The organism is Streptomyces sp. enrichment culture (genome assembly GCF_964272855.1).
Classification (GTDB): Bacteria; Actinomycetota; Actinomycetes; order Streptomycetales; family Streptomycetaceae; genus Streptomyces.
In genome coordinates this window covers 2,670,445-2,688,504 of the sequence record NZ_OZ186847.1, presented here as the reverse complement: position 1 = coordinate 2,688,504, position 18,060 = coordinate 2,670,445, and the positions used below count along the sequence as shown (strand labels likewise).

Annotated in this window: 20 protein-coding genes, 5 tRNA genes and 1 pseudogene; 19 read left to right on the top strand and 7 right to left on the bottom strand. The window is 70.7% G+C overall.

What is annotated here, in order from left to right; all coding sequences use genetic code 11:
• Nucleotides 1–17: 17 nt before the first annotated feature.
• From ACSU6L_RS11180 to ACSU6L_RS11140, 9 genes are all read left to right on the top strand, one after another.
• Nucleotides 18–203 (top strand): hypothetical protein, encoded by a 186-nt coding sequence (locus tag ACSU6L_RS11180; protein ID WP_073941120.1) that lies wholly within the window; start codon nucleotides 18–20, stop codon nucleotides 201–203.
• Nucleotides 204–322: 119 nt separating this feature from the next.
• On the top strand, nucleotides 323–1,108 hold the full coding sequence (locus tag ACSU6L_RS11175) for a fumarylacetoacetate hydrolase family protein (protein ID WP_437055959.1): 786 nt from the start codon (nucleotides 323–325) through the stop codon (nucleotides 1,106–1,108).
• Nucleotides 1,101–2,585, top strand: a complete 1,485-nt coding sequence (gene gltX, locus ACSU6L_RS11170; protein WP_437055957.1) for a glutamate--tRNA ligase — start codon at nucleotides 1,101–1,103, stop codon at nucleotides 2,583–2,585. Before ACSU6L_RS11175 ends, gltX begins: the two co-directional genes overlap by 8 nt.
• Nucleotides 2,586–2,700: 115 nt before the next feature.
• Complete coding sequence (locus ACSU6L_RS11165; RefSeq protein WP_437055955.1) at nucleotides 2,701–3,432, top strand: HAD family hydrolase; 732 nt, start codon at nucleotides 2,701–2,703, stop codon at nucleotides 3,430–3,432.
• Between the two features lie 92 nt (nucleotides 3,433–3,524).
• Nucleotides 3,525–3,596: transfer RNA gene (locus tag ACSU6L_RS11160), tRNA-Gln, on the top strand.
• A 41-nt stretch (nucleotides 3,597–3,637) separates the two neighbouring features.
• Nucleotides 3,638–3,710: transfer RNA gene (locus tag ACSU6L_RS11155), tRNA-Glu, on the top strand.
• Nucleotides 3,711–3,739: 29 nt separating this feature from the next.
• Nucleotides 3,740–3,812: transfer RNA gene (locus ACSU6L_RS11150), tRNA-Glu, on the top strand.
• Between the two features lie 20 nt (nucleotides 3,813–3,832).
• Nucleotides 3,833–3,904, top strand: a tRNA-Gln gene (locus tag ACSU6L_RS11145).
• A gap of 28 nt (nucleotides 3,905–3,932) precedes the next feature.
• Nucleotides 3,933–4,005: transfer RNA gene (locus ACSU6L_RS11140), tRNA-Glu, on the top strand.
• Between the two features lie 55 nt (nucleotides 4,006–4,060).
• On the opposite strand, the gene ACSU6L_RS11135 is transcribed toward ACSU6L_RS11140, so the two are convergent.
• The gene (locus ACSU6L_RS11135) at nucleotides 4,061–4,705 is read right to left on the bottom strand and encodes a MerR family transcriptional regulator (protein ID WP_437055953.1); all 645 of its coding nucleotides are present in this window, start codon (nucleotides 4,703–4,705) and stop codon (nucleotides 4,061–4,063) included.
• Between the two features lie 71 nt (nucleotides 4,706–4,776).
• On the opposite strand from ACSU6L_RS11135, the gene ACSU6L_RS11130 reads away from it, so the two are divergent.
• Nucleotides 4,777–5,271 carry a DUF4188 domain-containing protein gene (locus ACSU6L_RS11130; RefSeq protein ID WP_437064850.1) on the top strand — a complete coding sequence of 165 codons (495 nt, stop codon included), beginning with the start codon at nucleotides 4,777–4,779 and terminating at the stop codon, nucleotides 5,269–5,271.
• Nucleotides 5,272–5,373: 102 nt separating this feature from the next.
• Here ACSU6L_RS11130 and ndgR read toward each other — a convergent pair whose 3' ends face one another.
• On the bottom strand, nucleotides 5,374–6,090 hold the full coding sequence (ndgR, locus tag ACSU6L_RS11125) for an IclR family transcriptional regulator NdgR (protein ID WP_026278050.1): 717 nt from the start codon (nucleotides 6,088–6,090) through the stop codon (nucleotides 5,374–5,376).
• A gap of 194 nt (nucleotides 6,091–6,284) precedes the next feature.
• Between ndgR and leuC the strand changes: the two genes are divergently transcribed.
• The 4 genes from leuC to ACSU6L_RS11105 all read left to right on the top strand — a co-directional run bounded on the left by leuC (nucleotide 6,285) and on the right by ACSU6L_RS11105 (nucleotide 9,625).
• The gene (gene leuC / locus ACSU6L_RS11120) at nucleotides 6,285–7,709 is read left to right on the top strand and encodes a 3-isopropylmalate dehydratase large subunit (protein WP_437055950.1); all 1,425 of its coding nucleotides are present in this window, start codon (nucleotides 6,285–6,287) and stop codon (nucleotides 7,707–7,709) included.
• A 6-nt stretch (nucleotides 7,710–7,715) separates the two neighbouring features.
• Nucleotides 7,716–8,309, top strand: a complete 594-nt coding sequence (gene leuD / locus ACSU6L_RS11115; protein WP_437055948.1) for a 3-isopropylmalate dehydratase small subunit — start codon at nucleotides 7,716–7,718, stop codon at nucleotides 8,307–8,309.
• A 278-nt stretch (nucleotides 8,310–8,587) separates the two neighbouring features.
• On the top strand, nucleotides 8,588–8,818 hold the full coding sequence (locus ACSU6L_RS11110; RefSeq protein ID WP_073941127.1) for a hypothetical protein: 231 nt from the start codon (nucleotides 8,588–8,590) through the stop codon (nucleotides 8,816–8,818).
• A 138-nt stretch (nucleotides 8,819–8,956) separates the two neighbouring features.
• Nucleotides 8,957–9,625 (top strand): HU family DNA-binding protein, encoded by a 669-nt coding sequence (locus tag ACSU6L_RS11105; RefSeq protein ID WP_437055946.1) that lies wholly within the window; start codon nucleotides 8,957–8,959, stop codon nucleotides 9,623–9,625.
• A gap of 104 nt (nucleotides 9,626–9,729) precedes the next feature.
• Here the strand turns inward: ACSU6L_RS11105 and ACSU6L_RS11100 are convergent, their stop codons facing one another.
• Both ACSU6L_RS11100 and cofC read right to left on the bottom strand, forming a co-directional pair.
• Entirely contained in the window at nucleotides 9,730–9,933 is a 204-nt protein-coding gene (locus tag ACSU6L_RS11100) for a hypothetical protein (protein ID WP_073941129.1), read from the bottom strand.
• A gap of 9 nt (nucleotides 9,934–9,942) precedes the next feature.
• On the bottom strand, nucleotides 9,943–10,581 hold the full coding sequence (gene cofC / locus ACSU6L_RS11095; protein ID WP_437055944.1) for a 2-phospho-L-lactate guanylyltransferase: 639 nt from the start codon (nucleotides 10,579–10,581) through the stop codon (nucleotides 9,943–9,945).
• A gap of 154 nt (nucleotides 10,582–10,735) precedes the next feature.
• On the opposite strand from cofC, the gene ACSU6L_RS11090 reads away from it, so the two are divergent.
• From ACSU6L_RS11090 to ACSU6L_RS11080, 3 genes are all read left to right on the top strand, one after another.
• Nucleotides 10,736–11,506, top strand: coding sequence for a lysophospholipid acyltransferase family protein (locus ACSU6L_RS11090; RefSeq protein WP_073941131.1), 771 nt, complete (start codon nucleotides 10,736–10,738; stop codon nucleotides 11,504–11,506).
• A complete protein-coding gene (locus ACSU6L_RS11085; RefSeq protein ID WP_073941132.1) occupies nucleotides 11,503–12,513 on the top strand; it encodes an NAD(P)H-dependent glycerol-3-phosphate dehydrogenase in 1,011 nt (336 codons plus the stop codon). The genes ACSU6L_RS11090 and ACSU6L_RS11085 overlap by 4 nt, the downstream gene beginning before the upstream one ends.
• A 171-nt stretch (nucleotides 12,514–12,684) precedes the next feature.
• Nucleotides 12,685–13,845, top strand: coding sequence for a D-alanine--D-alanine ligase family protein (locus ACSU6L_RS11080; RefSeq protein ID WP_437055941.1), 1,161 nt, complete (start codon nucleotides 12,685–12,687; stop codon nucleotides 13,843–13,845).
• 216 nt (nucleotides 13,846–14,061) lie between these two features.
• Here ACSU6L_RS11080 and ACSU6L_RS11075 read toward each other — a convergent pair whose 3' ends face one another.
• Together ACSU6L_RS11075 and ACSU6L_RS11070 are read right to left on the bottom strand one after the other, a co-directional pair.
• Nucleotides 14,062–14,559 (bottom strand): DUF3515 domain-containing protein, encoded by a 498-nt coding sequence (locus ACSU6L_RS11075; protein WP_437055939.1) that lies wholly within the window; start codon nucleotides 14,557–14,559, stop codon nucleotides 14,062–14,064.
• A gap of 20 nt (nucleotides 14,560–14,579) precedes the next feature.
• Nucleotides 14,580–14,813 carry an Lrp/AsnC family transcriptional regulator gene (locus ACSU6L_RS11070; RefSeq protein WP_029384521.1) on the bottom strand — a complete coding sequence of 78 codons (234 nt, stop codon included), beginning with the start codon at nucleotides 14,811–14,813 and terminating at the stop codon, nucleotides 14,580–14,582.
• 226 nt (nucleotides 14,814–15,039) lie between these two features.
• Here ACSU6L_RS11070 and ACSU6L_RS11065 point away from each other — a divergent pair, with 226 nt between their 5' ends.
• Both ACSU6L_RS11065 and thiD read left to right on the top strand, forming a co-directional pair.
• Nucleotides 15,040–16,005: a thiamine-phosphate kinase gene (locus ACSU6L_RS11065; protein ID WP_073941134.1), complete on the top strand. Its 966-nt coding sequence runs from the start codon at nucleotides 15,040–15,042 to the stop codon at nucleotides 16,003–16,005.
• Nucleotides 16,002–16,814: a bifunctional hydroxymethylpyrimidine kinase/phosphomethylpyrimidine kinase gene (thiD, locus tag ACSU6L_RS11060; protein WP_437055937.1), complete on the top strand. Its 813-nt coding sequence runs from the start codon at nucleotides 16,002–16,004 to the stop codon at nucleotides 16,812–16,814. Before ACSU6L_RS11065 ends, thiD begins: the two co-directional genes overlap by 4 nt.
• Here the strand turns inward: thiD and ACSU6L_RS11055 are convergent.
• Nucleotides 16,796–18,033, bottom strand: a pseudogene (locus tag ACSU6L_RS11055) (FAD-dependent monooxygenase). The gene thiD and the pseudogene ACSU6L_RS11055 overlap by 19 nt on opposite strands.
• Nucleotides 18,034–18,060 lie beyond the last annotated feature (27 nt).

The following is an 18,060-nucleotide window of genomic DNA, read 5'->3' as shown; positions in this document are numbered from 1 at the left end:
GACGAGCAAGGACACCCGTGAAGACGACGATGTTCCACAAGATCGCCAACCCGCGGCGCACGACGCTGGCGCACCTGAAGGACGCCGACGACCTGCAGACCCCGGTGCAGCCGGAGCACCCCGTCGAGCTCCCGTCGCAGACGGCCAACCCCAAGCGTACGGTCCTGATGGAGGTCCCCGTGGGCGCCTCCGCCGCGGAGTGACACGCTCCGCACCCGGGTCGACAGGGCGCCTCGCGCACAATGCGCGAGGCGCCTCGCCTTTGCCGCGTTAGCCTGGAGCGTCAGACTCCCGCCGCTTAAGTCAAGGGGCAAAGCATCCCGTGCGCATCGCCAGGTTCTCCATCGACGGGAACGTCGCCTTCGGCGCGGTCGAGGGCGACAAGCCGGACGAGCTCGTCCTCGACATCATCAAGGGCATCCCGTTCGCGGACTTCGAGCTCTCCGGTACGAAGGTGCCGCTGAGCAAGGTCCGGCTGCTGCCGCCGGTGCTCCCCAACAAGGTCGTGGCCTTCGGCCGCAACTACGCGGAGCACGCGCGCGAGCTGGGCAACGAGGCCCCCGACGCCCCCTTCGCCTTCTTCAAGCCGTCCACCTCGGTCATCGGCCCGGGCGACGACATCCAGTACCCCTCCTTCTCCGAGGAACTGCACCACGAGGCTGAGCTGGCCGTCGTCATCGGCCGGATGTGCCGCGAGGTCCCGCGCGACCGCGTCAAGGACGTGATCTTCGGCTTCACCTGCGCCAACGACATCACCGCGCGGGACGTGCAGCGCCGCGAGAAGCAGTGGGCGCGGGCTAAGGGCTTCGACACGTCCTGCCCGCTCGGCCCCTGGGTGGAGACCGGCCTGGACCTCGACCGGGCGTCCGACCTGACCGTCCAGCTCACGGTCAACGGCGAACAGCGCCAGCTCGGCCGCACCAGCGAGATGATCCACTCCATCGAGGATCTGATCGTCAACATCTCCGAGGCCATGACGCTGCTCCCCGGCGATGTGATCCTCACCGGCACCCCCGCAGGGGTCGGACCCCTGAACGTCGGCGACGAGGTCGCCGTCACCATCGAAGGCATCGGCACTCTCACCAACAAGGTTGTCAAGCGTGGCTAGCGCATCCGGCTCCCCCGTACGCGTCCGTTTCTGTCCGTCGCCCACCGGTAACCCCCATGTGGGCCTGGTCCGCACCGCCCTGTTCAACTGGGCGTTCGCCCGGCACCACGGCGGCACCCTGGTCTTCCGCATCGAGGACACCGACGCGGCCCGCGACTCGGAGGAGTCGTACAACCAGCTGCTCGACTCGATGCGCTGGCTGGGCTTCGACTGGGACGAGGGCCCCGAGGTCGGCGGCCCGCACGCGCCCTACCGCCAGTCGCAGCGCATGGACCTCTACAAGGACGTCGCGGCCAAGCTGCTGGACGCCGGCCACGCCTACCGCTGCTACTGCTCCCAGGAGGAGCTGGACACCCGCCGCGAGGCCGCCCGCGCCGCCGGCAAGCCGTCCGGCTACGACGGCCACTGCCGCGAGCTGACCGCCGCGCAGGTCGAGGAGTACCAGGCCCAGGGCCGCGAGCCGATCGTCCGCTTCCGGATGCCCGACGAGACGATCACCTTCACCGACCTGGTCCGCGGCGAGCTGACCTTCACCCCGGAGAACGTCCCGGACTACGGCATCGTCCGCGCCAACGGCGCCCCGCTGTACACCCTCGTCAACCCGGTCGACGACGCCCTGATGGAGATCACCCACGTCCTGCGCGGCGAGGACCTGCTCTCCTCCACCCCCCGCCAGATCGCCCTCTACAAGGCGCTGATCGAGCTGGGCGTCGCCAAGGGCATCCCGCAGTTCGGCCATCTGCCGTACGTCATGGGCGAGGGCAACAAGAAGCTCTCCAAGCGCGACCCGCAGTCCTCGCTCAACCTGTACCGCGAGCGCGGCTTCCTGCCCGAGGGCCTGCTCAACTACCTCTCGCTGCTCGGCTGGTCGCTCTCCGCCGACCAGGACATCTTCACGATGGACGAGATGGTCGCGGCCTTCGACGTCGCGGACGTCAACCCCAACCCGGCCCGCTTCGACCTGAAGAAGTGCGAGTCCATCAACGGCGACCACATCCGCCTGCTGGACGTGAAGGACTTCACGGAGCGCTGCCGCCCCTGGCTGAAGGCCCCGTTCGCCCCCTGGGCGGCGGAGGACTTCGACGAGGCCCAGTGGCAGGCGATCGCCCCGCACGCCCAGACCCGTCTGAAGGTGCTCTCCGAGATCACCGACAACGTCGACTTCCTCTTCCTGCCCGAGCCGGTCTTCGACGAGCCGAGCTGGACGAAGGCGATGAAGGAGGGCAGCGACGCCCTGCTGCGCACCGCGCGGGAGAAGCTGGAGGCCGCCGACTGGACGTCCGCGGAGTCCCTCAAGGAGGCCGTCCTGGCCGCCGGCGAGGCCCACGGCCTCAAGCTCGGCAAGGCCCAGGCCCCGGTCCGGGTCGCCGTCACCGGCCGCACGGTCGGCCTGCCCCTGTTCGAGTCCCTCGAGGTCCTGGGCAAGGAGAAGACCCTGACCCGCATCGACGCGGCCCTGGCCAAGCTGGCCGCGTAGGACGCACAGGCGCGTGAAAGGGGCGGTACCCGGACTCCACGGGTACCGCCCCTTCGTCGTACGGCTCCTCCCGCGTCCCCCGGACACGGGGGCCGTCCCGCGCTACCGTCGGATCATGAGCATCCGTGCCGTGGTCTGGGACGTGGACGACACCCTCTTCGACTATTCGACCGCGGACCGCGAGGGCATCCGCGCCCATCTGGCGGCCGAGGGACTCCTGGAGCGCTACGCCGGCCCCGAGCGGGCCCTCGCCCTCTGGAAAGAGGTCACCGAGCGTCACTGGGACCGTTTCGCGGCGGGGGAGACCACCTACGAGGGCCAGCGCCGGGACCGGGTGCGGACGTTCCTGGCCCGGGACCTCACCGACCCGGAGGCCGACGCCTGGTTCGAGCGTTATCTCGCTCACTACGAGGCCGCCTGGGCCCTGTTCCCGGACGTCCTGCCGGTGCTGGACGCGCTGGCCGCCAGCCACCGTCACGCGGTGCTCTCCAACTCCAGCCTCGTGGTGCAGGACCGCAAGCTGCGCGCCCTCGGCGTGCACCACCGCTTCGAGACCATCCTGTGCGCCGCGGAGCTCGGCGTCTCCAAGCCCGAGGCCAGGGCGTTCCTGGCCGCCTGCGAGGCCCTGTCGCTGCCTCCGGACCAGGTGGCGTACGTCGGCGACCACCCGGAGATCGACGGCCGGGGCGCCGCGGAGGCCGGGCTGCTGTCGGTCTGGATCGACCGCGTGGGCGGCTCCGCGACGGTGGCCGCGGGGTCCGGTCCGCACCGGATCGCGTGCCTCTCCGAACTCCCGGCGCTGCTCGGCGCGGATACCCGTTTTGGAGCCCCGTCCACCTTCGGGTAATGTTCTTTCTGCGCCGCCGGGGAGCGGGCCGAAAGGCCGGGAACCGGAGGAGCGAACTAGAACAAGATCCCCACACGGGGCTTGCGTTCCAGTGGCCTATGGTGTAATTGGCAGCACGACTGATTCTGGTTCAGTTAGTCTTGGTTCGAGTCCAGGTAGGCCAGCTCGCGGAGCTTCATCCGCAACCGTGGATCTGATCCACAAAGCCCCCGTTGTGTAGCGGCCTAGCACGCTGCCCTCTCAAGGCAGTAGCGCCGGTTCGAATCCGGTCGGGGGTACGGTGATCTCTCACGAGGTGATCGCTAGGGCCCCCGTTGTGTAGCGGCCTAGCACGCCGCCCTCTCAAGGCGGTAGCGCCGGTTCGAATCCGGTCGGGGGTACTGACTGGTCTAAACCACATTGGTCTATGGTGTAATTGGCAGCACGACTGATTCTGGTTCAGTTAGTCTTGGTTCGAGTCCAGGTAGACCAGCTCGGACCTGCGGAAACGCAGAGTCCACGCCCCCGTTGTGTAGCGGCCTAGCACGCCGCCCTCTCAAGGCGGTAGCGCCGGTTCGAATCCGGTCGGGGGTACATCAGAGGAAGGCCCTCCGCTTCGGCGGAGGGCCTTCGTCGTGCCCGGCGCCGGCTAATCGAATCCGTACCGCCGCGTCGTCTCCTCCTCCTGCGCCAGCCGGTGCAGCGCCTGCAGCACGGGCTCGTTGAGGATCGCCCCCAGCACCGCGAACTCGACCCGCTCCGCCTCCGACGGGTACGTCTCCATGTTGTCCACGTCGAGAACGGCCGTCCGGTGCATCAACTCGGCGTACGGCGCGAGCTGTCCGGCCCCCCAGTCGTAGCCGAGCCTGCGGAACGCGGCCACCCCCACCACCAGCGAGCGGTACGCGCGGGAGAAGCCCGCGAGCCGCTTGGCGTTCTCCCAGCCGAGCCGGTCCATGAGCGCGGCGACCTCCTCGTGCGCGGCCCGGACGTACTCGTCGTCCTCGTCCGGCTCCGGGCCCCGCGGCAGCTCCAACAGGGCCGCGCCCAGCCGGATCGAACGGCCCAGGGGCTCGTCGTCGACGTGCCGGAGCACTTCACGGGCGTTGGCCACCGGGACCTTGCCGACCTGGATCAGCGCCCGCACCAGCCGCAGCCGGCGCAGGTGTGTCTCGTCGTAGTCCGCCGTGGTGGCGTTGAGCTGGCGGCCGGGCGGCAACAGGCCCTCACGCAGGTAGTACTTGATCGTCGCGGTGGAGACACCGCTGCGGTTGCTCAGTTCGGCGAGCCGCATGTCTTGCGCCTTTCATTGGGTAGCGGCACTATCCAAGCATGGCGGACACTGAGAAGAAGACGGGCCGCGCGATGCGGCTCACGACCGCGGATGCTCGGGGGGACGTGATCGTCCTGCTGATCGGGATGCGCATCAACAGGTTCTGGGCGGTGCACCAGTGGTTGCCTGTGATGCTGTCGATGCTCCGGATGCTGGCGGAGCTGAAGAAGAGCCCGGGACGCGGGCTGCTGTCGAGGGTGCTGCTGACGGCCTCGCCCCGGACGTACTACCTCGTGCAGTACTGGGAGTCGAAGGAGAAGCTCTACGCGTACGCGAGCGCGCCGGACGGGTTCCACCACGAGATGTGGGGGCGGATGAACCGCATGGACCGCGAGGGGAAACTCCGGGGGCACGTCGGGATCTGGCACGAGGCGTACGTCGTGCCGGAGGGGCGTTACGAGGCGATCTACGGGGACATGCCGGCGTTCGGCCTGGCCTCCGCCCATGGGCAGGTGCCGCTGGAGCGGCGCGGGCGGTACGCCAAGGACCGGTTCGCTCACCGGTCGGAGGGCGGAACGGCCGCCTGAGAGCCGTGGGGGCATCCCGTGCCGTAGGGACATCCCGTGCCGTAGGGAAGGAGCTGCCGCGGCGTTGAGGCCGCTCTTCCCCTACGGCGTTCGCTTCCGCGGTCAGCCCGAGCGGCGCAGGGCCTCGGAGAGGCGGGCGGCGGCGTCGATGACCGCCTGCGCGTGCATACGGCCGGGGTGGCGGGTCAGGCGCTCGATGGGGCCGGAGACGGACACGGCGGCCACCACGCGGTTCGACGGGCCGCGCACGGGCGCGGAGACGGACGCGACACCCGGCTCGCGCTCGCCGATCGACTGGGCCCAGCCGCGGCGCCTGACGCCCGACAGGGCCGTCGCCGTGAAGCGGGCGCCCTGCAGGCCGCGGTGCAGGCGCTCCGGCTCCTCCCAGGCCATGAGGATCTGCGCCGAGGAACCCGCCTTCATCGTGAGCGTCGAGCCGACCGGGACGGTGTCCCGCAGGCCGGACAGGCGCTCCGCGGCGGCGACGCAGATGCGCATGTCGCCCTGGCGGCGGTAGAGCTGCGCGCTCTCGCCCGTGACGTCACGGAGGTGGGTGAGCACCGGGCCGGCCGTGGCGAGGAGACGGTCCTCACCGGCCGCCGCGGCCAGTTCTGCCAGGCGGGGGCCGAGAATGAAACGGCCCTGCATGTCACGCGCCACCATGCGGTGGTGTTCCAGAGCCACGGCCAGGCGGTGTGCCGTGGGTCGTGCCAGTCCGGTGGCCGCGACCAGACCCGCGAGGGTGGCCGGACCGGACTCCAGAGCGCTCAGGACGAGGGCCGCCTTGTCCAGAACGCCGACGCCGCTACTGTTGTCCATGCAACGATACTTGCGTCTCACTCTGTGAAACGCAAGTTCAATTTTCCGTGGAACACGCCACCCTGGAATCACGAAGGCACAGCGGCCCGCACAAATGACGGGCCTGGCGGCGGACGCCCGGAACCAGGGGCGCGGGCGCCGCCTCACAGATCTCTAGTTGGGTCGGCGCACCTTTGCCGGCCGGAGGGAAAGCGATGGGTAGGACACTCGCGGAGAAGGTCTGGGACGACCACGTCGTCCGGCGCGCCGAGGGCGAGCCCGACCTCCTCTTCATCGATCTGCACCTGCTGCACGAGGTGACCAGCCCGCAGGCCTTCGACGGCCTCCGCAAGAGCGGGCGGAAGGTGCGCCGGCTCGACCTCACCATCGCGACCGAGGATCACAACACCCCGACCCTCGACATCGACAAGCCGATCGCCGACCCGGTCTCCCGGGTCCAGCTGGAGACGCTGCGCAAGAACGCCGCCGAGTTCGGTGTGCGCCTGCACCCGCTGGGCGACGTCGAGCAGGGCGTCGTGCACGTCGTCGGCCCGCAGCTGGGTCTGACCCAGCCCGGCATGACCGTCGTCTGCGGCGACTCCCACACCTCCACGCACGGCGCCTTCGGCGCGCTGGCGTTCGGCATCGGCACCTCCCAGGTGGAGCACGTGCTGGCCACCCAGACGCTGCCCATGGCCCGCCCGAAGACCATGGCGATCACCGTGAACGGCGAGCTGCCGGAGGGCGTCACCGCCAAGGACCTGATCCTGGCGATCATCGCCAGGATCGGCACCGGCGGCGGCCAGGGCTACGTCCTGGAGTACCGCGGCTCCGCCATCGAGAAGCTCTCGATGGAGGCCCGGATGACCATCTGCAACATGTCGATCGAGGCCGGCGCCCGTGCGGGCATGATCGCCCCCGACGAGACCACCTTCGAGTACATCAAGGGCCGCGTCCACGCCCCCGAGGGCGCCGACTGGGACGCCGCGGTCGAGTACTGGAAGACGCTGAAGACCGACGACGACGCCGAGTTCGACGCCGAGGTCGTCATCGACGCCGCCGCGCTGTCGCCGTTCGTCACCTGGGGCACCAACCCCGGCCAGGGCGCGCCGCTTTCGGCGTCCGTCCCCGACCCGGCTTCGTACGAAGACGCTTCGGAGCGCCTCGCCGCCGAAAAGGCCCTGGAGTACATGGGGTTGGAGGCCGGACAGCCGCTGCGCTCCATCAAGGTGGACACCGTCTTCGTAGGCTCCTGCACCAACGGCCGCATCGAGGACCTGCGCAACGCCGCCGACATCCTGCGCGGCCGCAAAATCGCCGACGGGGTACGGATGCTGGTCGTCCCGGGCTCCGCGCGGGTGGGTCTGCAGGCCGTCTCCGAGGGCCTGGACGTGGTCTTCAAGGAGGCCGGCGCCGAGTGGCGGCACGCGGGCTGCTCGATGTGCCTCGGCATGAACCCGGACCAGCTGGCCCCGGGCGAGCGCTCCGCGTCCACCTCCAACCGCAACTTCGAGGGCAGGCAGGGCAAGGGCGGACGTACGCACCTGGTGTCGCCGCAGGTCGCGGCCGCGACCGCCGTCCTGGGGCACCTGGCCTCGCCCGCCGACCTGTCCGACGCCCCCGTGCCCGCTGGAGTCTGATCAGTCATGGAAGCTTTCACCACGCACACCGGCCGGGCCGTCCCGCTGCGCCGCAGCAACGTCGACACCGACCAGATCATCCCCGCCCACTGGCTCAAGAAGGTGACCCGGGACGGGTTCGAGGACGGGCTGTTCGAGGCCTGGCGCAAGGACCCGGAGTTCGTGCTCAACCGGCCCGAGCGGCAGGGCGCCACGGTGCTGGTCGCCGGACCCGACTTCGGCACCGGCTCCTCCCGTGAGCACGCCGTCTGGGCGCTGCAGAACTACGGCTTCAAGACGGTCATCTCGTCCCGCTTCGCCGACATCTTCCGCGGCAACTCACTCAAGAACGGCCTGCTCACGGTGGTGCTGGAGCAGAAGATCGTGGACGCGCTGTGGGAGCTCACGGAGGCGGACCCCGAGGTGGAGATCACCGTCGACCTGGTCGCGCGCGAGGTGCGCGCCGAGGGCATCACCGCCTCCTTCGAGCTGGACGAGAACTCCCGCTGGCGGCTGCTGAACGGGCTGGACGACATCTCCATCACCCTCCAGAACGAGGAGGACATCGCGGCGTACGAGGCGAAGCGCCCCGCGTACAAGCCGCGGACGCTGGAGGTCTGACCTCAGGAGCCCCACAGGCCCCACCCGGAGGTCGAGTTTCGGCCACCCCAACACCCCGGCTGTACCCCCGATCGGCCCGATCGGGGGTACAGCCGTTTTTGTGCCCGCGGCGCCCCGCACGGCCTCCGGAGGCTCCCCAACTTCCCACGTTAGAGCGGTGATTGGCGGGGTACGCGTGCGTTGGCGGCGCGGCGGCGATGACCGTCCGGAGGGCCGTTTGAGGCGGCAGTTGCCCCCCCGGGCAGGCGACAACTCGCCCCAGATGGCACAATCTGTGCATGGAACACGACGGCCAACTCGAGCTCTATACGGCAGTCGCGGACCGACTCAAGGAAGCGCACGCAAAGGTGCGCGCACTGCAAGTCCCGGAGGGCGTACGGATGGCGCTGACCCGGAAGCTGCTGGTCATCACGGCCGCGGCCAAGCACGATCTCGCCGAAGCGACAAGGCGTCTGGACCGGTTCATGGCCGACCTCGACGAGGGGCGATTCCCCGAAGGGGATGGCTGAAACAAGTCCGGGACAGTTGAGTCGGATGCGGCACAAGGGTGATTAGCCCGTTTCGTGTTTGATTTGCGGTATATATCTGCCTAACGTGCGAAAAAGCTTGAACACTTTCGTTCTGGCGATGTCTCCGAAGGGGAAGACGTGAACAAGGCGCAGCTCGTAGAAGCGATTGCCGACAAGATGGGCGGCCGCCAGCAGGCCGCCGATGCCGTCGACCACGTACTGGACGCCATCGTCCGCGCGGTCGTCGCCGGTGAGCGGGTCTCCGTCACCGGCTTCGGTTCGTTCGAGAAGGTCGACCGGCCGGCGCGTTACGCCCGTAACCCTCAGACGGGCGAGCGGGTTCGGGTCAAGAAGACCTCTGTGCCGCGCTTCCGTGCAGGTCAGGGCTTCAAGGACCTGGTCAGCGGCTCGAAGAAGCTGCCGCGTGGCGGCGAGGTCGCCGTGAAGAAGGCCCCCAAGGGCAGCCTGACCGGCGGCGCTTCGGTGACGGTCAAGAAGGCCGCCGCGAAGAAGACCACCGCGAAGAAGGCGGCGCCGACGGCGAAGAAGGCCGCCGCGAAGAAGACGACGGCCGCCGCGAAGAAGACCACGGCCGCCGCCAAGAAGACCACGGCGAAGAAGGCCCCCGCCAAGAAGACCACGACGGCGGCGGCCAAGACCACCGCCGCGAAGAAGACCACCACCGCGAAGGCGACGGCGGCCAAGAAGGCCCCGGCGAAGAAGGCGACGGCCAAGAAGGCCCCCGCCAAGAAGTCGTCGGCACGCAAGACCACGACCGCCAAGAAGGCCACCGCCCGCAAGAAGTAAGGGCAGCCACAGGGGCACTCACGCGCCGGGCCGGACTCCCCAGGGAGCCCGGCCCGCGGCGTTTCCGGACGCCGAACGGGCCGGTCGGGCGGTCCGCGCCCAGGTCAGAAGGTCTGCAGCGTCACCAAGGTGATCCGGCGGCCCTCGCCCTCGCCCTCGGTCTCGATCCGCACCCGCTGGCCCGGCCGCAGCAGCCGCAGCCCGCCCGCGTCGAACGCGGCGGCGTCGAAGGGGACGGGAGTGCCGTCGTCGAGCAGCACCTGCCCGCTGCGCGTCCCGGCGTCGTACGTGTATGCGGTCGCGTGCATGACGGCAGCCTACTGCCCGGGGATCAGCAGGCGCTCGGCCACCGCCGCCGTACGGGGGCCCACGCCCAGCGCGAGCGCCGTGCGCAGATCGTCGCCGGTGTCCACGTCCTGGCGTACCGAGTCCACCCCGGTGAGGGCCAGCTCCACCGCGCCCGACGCGCGGTGACGGGCCCGGGAATCAAGGCCGAAGGCCGGCTGTAATTCCCGCCCCGGACTCGCGGCCAGCAAGGTCGTGCCGATTTCCGCGGCGTCCGGGAGAAAAGCACGCGGGAATTCCGCGGCGGCGGCCAGTACCCGGTCCAATTCCGCCGGGCGCAGCGCCGGAAGATCCGCGTTGAGGGCCGCCACGGCGCTTTCGGGGCGCGCGGCACGCACGGCCGCCACCGCGTGCTCCAGTGCGGCGTTGAGACCGCCGCCCGGCTCGTCGGGGACGATTCGGGCGCCCAGCGCGCCCAGCTCCCGGCCCGCCATGCCGTCGTCCGTGACCACTGCCACATCCCGCACCCCCGGGCAGGCCAGGGCCGCGGCCACCGTGTCCTGCGCGAAGGCCAGCGCGAGACCCGGCCGCAGCCCGTCGTCCGCTGTGTCCGCCAGCCTGCTCTTCGCCCGCGCCAAAGGCTTCACGGGGATCACCAAGGTCCAGTGCACGAGCGTTCGACCCCTCTCTTGTCGCGGACATTGTCCCCCGGGCCATCCGGCGGCCGCGTCCTCGGGGCGTACGGTGTTCTCGACAGACCGACGGTCTGGGGCGACACTTGTGCGGCCCCCGGGCCTGGTGGCAGCCCTAGAGGAAGGTGTCCGCGTGCCCCGCCGCAGAATCGGCTTCTGGTACCGCTTCGCCGCGGTGATCTGCAAACCGCCGCTGGTGGTTCTGCTCAAGCGGGACTGGCGTGGAATGGAGAACATTCCGGCCGAGGGCGGGTTTATCACCGTGGTGAACCACAATTCGCACGTCGACCCCTTCGCGTACGCGCACTTTCAGTACAACACCGGACGGGTGCCGCGATTCCTGGCGAAGAGCGGCCTTTTCAAGAAGGGATTCGTCGGCGCCGCGATGCGCGGCACCGGACAGATCCCCGTCTACCGCGAGAGCACCGACGCGCTCAGTGCCTTCCGGGCCGCGATCGACGCCGTGGAGCGCGGCGAGTGCGTCGCCTTCTACCCCGAGGGCACCCTCACCCGCGACCCGGCCGGCTGGCCCATGACCGGCAAGACCGGCGCAGCCCGCGTCGCCCTGCGCACCAAGTGCCCGGTGATCCCGGTCGCCCAGTGGGGCTGCAACGAACTGCTGCCGCCGTACGCCAAGAAGCCGCACCTCTTCCCGCGCAAGACCAGCCGGGTGCTGGCGGGCCCGCCCGTCGATCTGTCGCGCTTCTACGACAAGGAGATGACCGCGGACGTCCTCAAGGAGGCGACCGAGGTCATCATGGCCGCGATCACCCGCCACCTGGAGGAGATCCGCGGCGAGAAGGCTCCCGCGACGCCCTACGACCCGAAGCGCGAGCGCATCGAGCAGCGGCGGCGCACCCGGGCGCAGGCCGAGGGGAAGCAGCCGGAAGGGCAGGGCAAGTGAGCAAGCCGGTCAAAGCGGCGGTGTTCAGCGCCGGTTCGTGGGGCACGGCCTTCGGCGTGGTGCTCGCCGACGCGGGCTGTGACGTCGTGCTGTGGGCGCGCCGCCCGGAGGTCGCCGAGGCGATCAACTCCACCCGGACCAACCCCGACTACTTCCCCGGCGTCGAGCTGCCGCAGAACCTGCGGGCCACCACGGACCCCGCCGAGGCCGCCGCCGGCGCCGACTTCACGGTCCTGTCCGTGCCGTCCCAGACGCTGCGCGCCAACCTCGCCGAGTGGACTCCGCTGCTCGCGCCCGGCACCGTCCTCGTGTCCCTGATGAAGGGCATCGAACTCGGCACCGCGATGCGGATGAGCGAGGTCATCGACGACGTCGCCAAGGTCGGCCAGGACCGCATCGCCGTGGTCACCGGGCCCAACCTGGCCCGCGAGATCGTCGCCCGGATGCCGGCCGCCTCCGTCGTCGCCTGCACCGACGAGGCCGTCGCCCAGCGGCTGCAGACCGCCTGCCACACGCCGTACTTCCGCCCGTACACCAACACCGACGTCGCCGGCTGCGAACTCGGCGGCGCGGTCAAGAACGTCATCGGGCTCGCCGTCGGCATCGCGGACGGCATGGGCCTCGGTGACAACGCCAAGGGTTCGCTGATCACGCGCGGGCTCGCCGAGACCACCCGGCTGGGTCTCGCCATGGGCGCCGACCCGCTGACCTTCTCCGGCCTCGCCGGACTCGGCGACCTGGTCGCCACCTGCTCCTCGCCGCTGTCCCGGAACCACACCTTCGGCACCAACCTCGGCAAGGGCATGACGCTGCAGGAGACCATCGCGGTCACCAAACAGACCGCCGAGGGCGTCAAGTCCTGCCAGTCGGTGCTGGATCTGGCCCGCCGGCACGGCGTCGACATGCCGATCACCGAGACGGTCGTCGGCATCGTGCACGAGGGCAAGCCTCCGGTGGTCGCCCTCAAGGAGCTGATGTCGCGCAGCGCGAAGCCCGAGCGACGCTGAGCGAACGCGCTGCGTTCGATCAGTCACCTCCGGGGCGCTTCAGCCGGTGTCGAGCGCGCGATCGTGCTCAGCCCTTCGGGCCTCCGCGCGTCCGCACTCCCGACACCGGCGCGCCCCTTCGGCGGGCGGACGCTGTCTCCGCGCCCTACCAACGGGTACTCTCATCGCGATATGAGCACCGAGAACCTCCCCCAGAGCCCCGAGCAGCAGCCGACGCGCAAGCCGCGGGTGGCCGTCGTGTGCGGCGGGCGCAGCTCCGAACACGGGATCTCCGTGGTCACGGCCGGCGCCGTCCTCAAGGCCATCGACCGGACCAAGTACGAGGTCCTGCCGATCGGCATCACCCGCGACGGCCGCTGGGCGCTCACCGCCGACGAACCCGAGCGGATGGCGATCACCGATCGCCGTACGCCGACCGTCGAGGACCTCGCCGAGTCCGGCGAGGGCGGTGTGGTGCTCCCGGTCGACCCCGGCAACCGCGAAGTCGTCTACACCGAGCCGGGTTCCGTGCCCAAGGCACTGGGCGAGGTCGACGTGGTCTTCCCGGTGCTGCACGGCCCGTACGGCGAGGACGGCACTCTCCAGGGCCTGCTGGAGCTGTCCGGGGTGCCGTACGTGGGCTCCGGTGTGCTCTCCTCGGCCGTCGGCCAGGACAAGGAGTACATGAAGCGGGTCTTCGAGTCGTTCGGGCTCAAGGTGGGCCCGTACCTCGTGATCCGGCCGCGCGAGTGGGAGGCGGACGAGGCGGGCGCCCGGCGGCGGATCGCCGACTTCGCGGGCGAGCACGGCTGGCCGCTGTTCGTGAAGCCCGCCCGGGCCGGCTCCTCCATCGGCATCACCAAGGTCGACGACTTCTCCGGCCTGGACGACGCCATCGCCGAGGCCCGCCGTCACGACCCCAAGATCCTGATCGAGGCCGCGCTGCGCGGCCGTGAGATCGAGTGCGGCGTCCTGGAGTTCGAGGACGGCCCGCGCGCCTCCGTGCCGGCCGAGATCCCGCCGCCGGACGCGCACGCGTACTACGACTTCGAGGCCAAGTACATCGACTCCACGCCCGGCATCGTCCCCGCCCCGCTGACCGGGGAGGAGACCGCCGAGGTCCAGCGGCTCGCGGTGGAGGCCTTCGAGGCCGCCAGCTGCGAGGGCCTGGTCCGCGCGGACTTCTTCCTCACCGAGGACGGCGAGTTCGTGATCAACGAGATCAACACGATGCCCGGCTTCACGCCGATCTCCATGTACCCGCAGATGTGGCAGGCGAGCGGCATCGCCTACCCGGAGCTGGTGGACCGCCTGATCCAGGCGGCCCTGCGCAGGTCGACCGGCCTTCGCTGAGACGCCCCGCGGTGCCTAAGGGGTGTCTCGCCGATCATGCCGGGCTCGCGGCGCCTGGCACCGCGCCTCGCCGCGTTGTCGTCACTCGCCGATTCCCCCAAGCTCTCGGCTCCGCTCGAGCAGGGGGGACCCCCATCGCATCGGCTCCCTCCTCCGCCTTGCGATGCACGGCACCGGACGCCGCTCCCTGATCCGGCCTGATCGACGAGACACCCCCTAGTCGGCGATCCCCTTCGGAATCGCCGACTTGATCGCGGGCGCCAGCTCGATCAGCACCGCCGAGCTGTCCACGTCCCCCGGCACCGACACCTCGACGTACGCCTTCCGGTTCGCCGTGGTGAACCGGAACCCGTCCTCCGCCTTCTCCTGCAGCCAGTCGACCCCGTTCACCCCGCCGGGAGCCGCGTCCGGGTCGTGTCCTTCCGCGACCTTCGGGTCGATCATCTTCGGCGGTCTGGGCACCCCGCAGCGCAGTATGATCTCCGGGTTTCCCCAACCCGCGGTCAGTGCGGACCGGGGCTCAGGGTCCTCGCGGCTCAGACCGGCCACCTTCCTCGGCAGCGCTTCGTCCAGCTTCCGGCACAGCTCGGTCACCGTCGCGTCCGGACTGGGAACCGCCACCGACGCGCTGTCGTCTGCTGAGGAGCAGCCCGCGGTGGTGATCAGCAGGGCGAGCGCGGGCAGGCCGATGAGCCGGTGACGGAAAGAGTTCACCGGCACAGCGTAGACGGGGGCTACAGATGGACGACCGGACAGGTCAGAGTGCGGGTGATGCCGTCCACCTGCTGGACCTTGGCGACCACCATGCGACCCAGGTCGTCGACGGTGTCGGCCTGCGCGCGCACGATGACGTCGTACGGACCCGTCACGTCCTCGGCCTGGATCACCCCAGGGATCTTGCCGATCGTCTCGGCGACGGTCGACGCCTTGCCGACCTCAGTCTGGATCAGGATGTACGCCTGTACCACGGAACCTCCAGGGCGGCCACGAGGATCATGTGGGGAAAAGGAACGCCACGGTATCGCGTCGCCGCTCGTCGCGGGGAGACCTGCGGGAACCGGGACCTGCGCGCCGGGTGGCGGCACGACGGAGGTTGACGGTCAGGGGGACCGCGCCGACGGTCACTTCGACCGTATCGAGGACACTGATGACGCGCGACCGGGCATGCACGAGGACAGAAGGGGCGTAAGGGCAATGAAGGGCACTGTTGGTGAGCTCGGGGAGTTCGGGCTCATCAGGGAGCTCACCTCCCGTCTCACCACCACCCCGGCGGTGCGGGTCGGCCCCGGCGACGACGCCGCGGTGGTCGCCGCACCCGACCGCAGGGTCGTGGCCAGCACCGACATCCTCGTCGAGGGGCGGCACTTCCGCCGCGACTGGTCCACGGCGTACGACGTCGGCCGCAAGGCCGCCGCGCAGAACCTCGCGGACATCGCCGCCATGGGCGCCGTGCCGACCGCGCTGCTGCTCGGCCTGGTCGTACCCGCCGAGCTGCCGGTGACCTGGCCGAGCGAGCTGATGGACGGACTGCGCGACGAGTGCCAGGTCGCGGGCGCGGCCGTCGTCGGCGGGGACGTCGTACGCGGCGACACCATCACCGTGTCGATCACCGCGCTCGGCGACCTGCGCAACCAGGAGCCGGTGACCCGGGCCGGCGCTCAGCCCGGCGACCTGGTCGCGGTGACCGGCTGGCTCGGCTGGTCCGCCGCCGGGTACGCCGTGCTCTCCCGCGGCTTCCGCTCGCCGCGGGCCTTCGTCGAGGCGCACCGCCGCCCGGAACCGCCGTACCACGCGGGCCCCGCCGCCGCCGGGCTCGGCGCGACGGCGATGTGCGACGTCAGCGACGGGCTGATCGCCGACCTCGGGCACATCGCGGAGGCCAGCAAGGTCCGTATCGACATCCGGTCCGGGGCGATCGACATCCCCTCCCAGATGAACGACATCGGGCAGGCGGTCGGCGTGGATCCGCTCCAGTGGGTGCTGACCGGGGGAGAGGACCACGCGATCGTGGCGACCTTCCCGCCGGACGTGAAGCTGCCCGCCCGCTGGAAGGTGATCGGCGAGGTCCTGAACCCGTCCGCGCTGCCGCAGGTCACGGTGGACGGGGCGCCCTGGACCAGCAAGGGCGGCTGGGACCACTTCGGGGACATCGAGTCGTGAGCGCGCCGCCCCGGGTCCTGACCGTGGCCGGCTCCGACTCCGGCGGCGGCGCCGGCGTCCAGGCCGACCTGAAGACGATGCTCGCGCTCGGCGTGCACGGCATGAGCGTGATCACCGCGGTCACCGCGCAGAACTCCCTCGGCGTCCAGGGCGCTTGGGAGCTGCCGGTGGAGGCGGTGCGGGCCCAGTACCGCAGCGTCGTCGACGACATCGGCGTACAGGCGGTGAAGACCGGCATGCTCGCCTCGGCGGAACTCGTCGAGACGGTCGCCGAATTGATCTCCGGGACGGACGCCCCGGCCGTCGTCGACCCCGTCGGCGTCTCCAAGCACGGGGACGCGCTGCTCGCGGCCTCCGCGCTGGACTCCGTACGGACCAGGCTGCTGCCGGTCGCGACCGTCGCCACCCCGAACCTCGACGAGGTCGCCCAACTGACCGGCGTCCGGGTCGAGTCCGAGGAGCACATGCGGCGGGCCGCGGTGGCCGTCCTCGGGTACGGGCCCCGCTGGGTGGTGATCAAGGGCGGCCATCTGTCCGGGGAGGCCGTCGACTTGCTCACCGACGGCTCCGAGGAGCACTGGCTGCGCGCGCCCCGGCACGACAACCGCCACACCCACGGCACCGGCTGCACCCTGGCCTCCGCGATCGCCTCCCATCTCGCGAAGGGCCTGTCCGTGCCCGAGGCGGTGACGGCGGCCAAGGAGTACGTCACCGGGGCGATCGCGGCCGGTTTCGCCCTCGGCGGCGGCATCGGGCCGGTCGACCACGGCTGGGCGCTCGGGACGCGCGGTCAGGCGGAGGCCGGGTAGTCCCGCCGGGTCCCGGCGGGGGCCGGATAGTCCGGCAGGTCGATGGCCGTTGCCGCCCGCTCCGTCAGCCGCTTGAGGAGACCCGCCAGCGGGCGGGAGGCGAGCAGGCGGTACACGCGGTCCCGGGAGCGGATGCGGCGCTCGGTCGGCGGGGCGAAGAACGGGCCCGCGTTGCCGGCGGTCCCCTGGCAGCCCTTGGCGAAGTCCCGGACCAGGGCCTCGTACCCGGCGAAGGCGACGCGGTGGTCCCCGCCCGCGCGGGCCAGCCCGCCGGCCGGCACGTACGCCGCGACGATCGCGACGCCGGTGCCCATGCCGCCCATGGTGGCGCCGTACCCGGCGTCCCCGACCAGCGCCACCCTGCCCCGCGTGGGACGGTCGACGTGGATCTGCGCGATCGCGTCGAAGTACTGCTCGTCGGTCTCCTCCAGGGCCCGCAGGACGCTCGGCGCCTCCCAGCCCATCCCCGCGAACCGGTCGGCGAGGATCCGCCTCTGCCCGGCGACGTCCCGGCGGTCGTACGTCAGCGGCTCGGACCGGAAGACCAGCAGGGCTCCCGCGCGGTCCGGGTCTCCGTCGTAGTTGCTGACGCCCACCGCGCGGCCGGGCTCGCTGTGGAGGACGCCCGTGCGGTTCAGGCCGAGGTGGGTGGGGACCGGGAAGACGGCCGCGTAGTGGTCGAGGAAGCGCAGGTACCTGGACTCGTCGCCGAAGACGAGACGGCGGGTGCTCGAATGCAGTCCGTCGGCGCCGACGACCAGGTCGAAGCGGCGGCGAGCGCCCTTCTCGAAGACGACATGCACGCCGTCGCCGTCTTCGGTGAGGGCGGTGATCGAGTCGCCGAAGACGTACTCGGCGGAGTCCCGGGTGCGCTCGTACATGATCTTCGCGAGCTCGCCGCGGAAGATCTCCACATCGCCGCTCATCAGCTCGGCCGGCAGGTCCACGCGCACGCGCCCGTCGGCGTCGACGACGGTCTGCCGGCCCATATGGGTCTGCCGCGCGTGGATCTCCTCCCAGATGCCCATGGCGGCCAGCACCTCGCGGTGCACCCGGCCGCGGAAGTCGACCGCGAAGCCGCCTCCCGCAACGCCGGGGCCTTCTCGACGACCGTGACCCGGGCGCCGTACCGGGCGAGGTTCAGGGCGACGGCGGGGCCGGCGACGCTCGCGCCGGAGATCAGGACGGTGAGGTGACCGAGGTCGTGTGTCTTCGTCATGGGCGGCAGCCTCCGGGCAGGCGCCGA

Bases quoted from the DNA above. Each gene is read 5' to 3' on its own strand.
- ACSU6L_RS11165 (WP_437055955.1), top strand. From the start codon at position 2,701: ATGAGCATCCGTGCCGTGGTCTGGGACGTGGACGACACCCTCTTCGAC.
- ACSU6L_RS11135 (WP_437055953.1), bottom strand. From the start codon at position 4,705: ATGCGGCTCGCCGAACTGAGCAACCGCAGCGGTGTCTCCACCGCGACG.
- ACSU6L_RS11130 (WP_437064850.1), top strand. From the start codon at position 4,777: ATGCGGCTCACGACCGCGGATGCTCGGGGGGACGTGATCGTCCTGCTG.
- ndgR (WP_026278050.1), bottom strand. From the start codon at position 6,090: ATGGACAACAGTAGCGGCGTCGGCGTTCTGGACAAGGCGGCCCTCGTC.
- leuC (WP_437055950.1), top strand. From the start codon at position 6,285: ATGGGTAGGACACTCGCGGAGAAGGTCTGGGACGACCACGTCGTCCGG.
- leuD (WP_437055948.1), top strand. From the start codon at position 7,716: ATGGAAGCTTTCACCACGCACACCGGCCGGGCCGTCCCGCTGCGCCGC.
- ACSU6L_RS11110 (WP_073941127.1), top strand. From the start codon at position 8,588: ATGGAACACGACGGCCAACTCGAGCTCTATACGGCAGTCGCGGACCGA.
- ACSU6L_RS11100 (WP_073941129.1), bottom strand. From the start codon at position 9,933: ATGCACGCGACCGCATACACGTACGACGCCGGGACGCGCAGCGGGCAG.
- ACSU6L_RS11080 (WP_437055941.1), top strand. From the start codon at position 12,685: ATGAGCACCGAGAACCTCCCCCAGAGCCCCGAGCAGCAGCCGACGCGC.
- ACSU6L_RS11065 (WP_073941134.1), top strand. From the start codon at position 15,040: ATGAAGGGCACTGTTGGTGAGCTCGGGGAGTTCGGGCTCATCAGGGAG.